This is a genomic window from Aeromonas simiae (assembly GCF_000820125.1).
Lineage (GTDB): Bacteria > Pseudomonadota > Gammaproteobacteria > Enterobacterales > Aeromonadaceae > Aeromonas > Aeromonas simiae.
This window is the reverse complement of sequence record NZ_CDBY01000092.1, coordinates 1-1,263: the sequence shown is the minus strand read 5'-3', so window position 1 is coordinate 1,263 and position 1,263 is coordinate 1. Positions and strand designations below refer to the sequence as shown.

At 52.4% G+C, this 1,263-nt stretch carries 1 protein-coding gene; it reads left to right on the top strand.

Annotated elements, in window-relative coordinates; translation table 11 throughout:
• Positions 1-91: 91 nt before the first annotated feature.
• On the top strand, positions 92-1,234 hold the full coding sequence (locus tag BN1134_RS18110; RefSeq protein ID WP_041205622.1) for an IS4 family transposase: 1,143 nt from the start codon (positions 92-94) through the stop codon (positions 1,232-1,234).
• The last annotated feature ends 29 nt before the right edge of the window (positions 1,235-1,263 follow it).

The following is a 1,263-nucleotide window of genomic DNA, read 5'->3' as shown; positions in this document are numbered from 1 at the left end:
CTTAACCATCCCCTCGTATGAGCGAGGCGTGGCGCGGCTTCTGAGGTATGATCGCCATCCTTGACCAGCTAATACCCGACAGATAATCGCCATGTTTAACCACGATCTAATCCTCAACCACATCAACGAGATATTTGGACAGGACATGCATGCCAAGCGTGTTCTTTCCCTGGCCAATGCAACCCTCGGGGTTATCGAATCCGGTTCGCTGGCCATCCACGCCATCGGGAATGGTCTCTCCTTGGCCAATGGTCTCGAGCGCAAACATGCGGTGAAACAGGTGGACCGCCTGCTCACTAACACCAAGCTCAACGTCTGGAGCCTCTTTGACGATTGGGTTCCCTATGTGGTCGGTGAACGCACCGAGATCGTGGTATCCATGGACTGGACCGAATTCGATGCCGATGATCACAGCACCTTGGTTATCAGCCTGCAAACCAACCATGGCCGCAGTACTCCGCTGCTGTGGAAAACCCATCGAAAATCGTTGCTCAAAGGGCAACGCAATGCCCATGAGAAAGAGCTGCTCACCAAACTCAAGCAGACCCTGCCAGAAGGTATCTTCGTGACGGTAGTCGCTGACCGTGGGTTTGGTTACATGGAGCTGTTCGAGCGCCTGGAACAAGAGCTAGGCTTTGCCTATATCATTAGATTTAAAGGAAATATTTTGGTTGGTTACTCTGGTGGAGAGCAGGTTCCCGCCCGCGACTGGCTAACGCCGACCGGGCGCACCCGAACCCTCAAGGAGGTGGAGCTCACTGGGCAACGACAGCCTGTCGAGCGGGTCTATTGTTGTCACAAGAGTGGCATGAAAGACGCGTGGTTTCTGGCCAGTAACCGGACCGATCTGAGTGCCGCCAAGGCGTTGCAACTATACGGCCAGCGCTGGGGTATCGAGACCAGTTTTCGGGATATCAAAGATTACAAATTCGGCATGGGTATGGGAGATGTGCACATCAGTAATCCGGTCCGGCGTGACCGACTGTTTTTGTTCAGTGCCTTGGCCATCGTCTTGCTGACGCTGCTGGGTAAGGCTGGAGACAGTGTCGGTCTAGAGAGAACGATCAAGGTCAATACCAGCAAGAGCCGAACCTATTCGTTCTTTCGGCAAGGGGTCATCTATTACCAGTTGCTGCCTAAAATGAAAGAAGCCAATGCGGTCTTGTTGATGGATAAATTTATCTACTACCTGAAGCAACACCGCTTATATACCCGCACACTTGGAATTATTTGAGTCTCTAAAAATGAGGGGATCTCTGAGGG

Coding starts and splice junctions, on each gene's coding strand:
- BN1134_RS18110 (WP_041205622.1), top strand. CDS start 92: ATGTTTAACCACGATCTAATCCTCAACCACATCAACGAGATATTTGGA.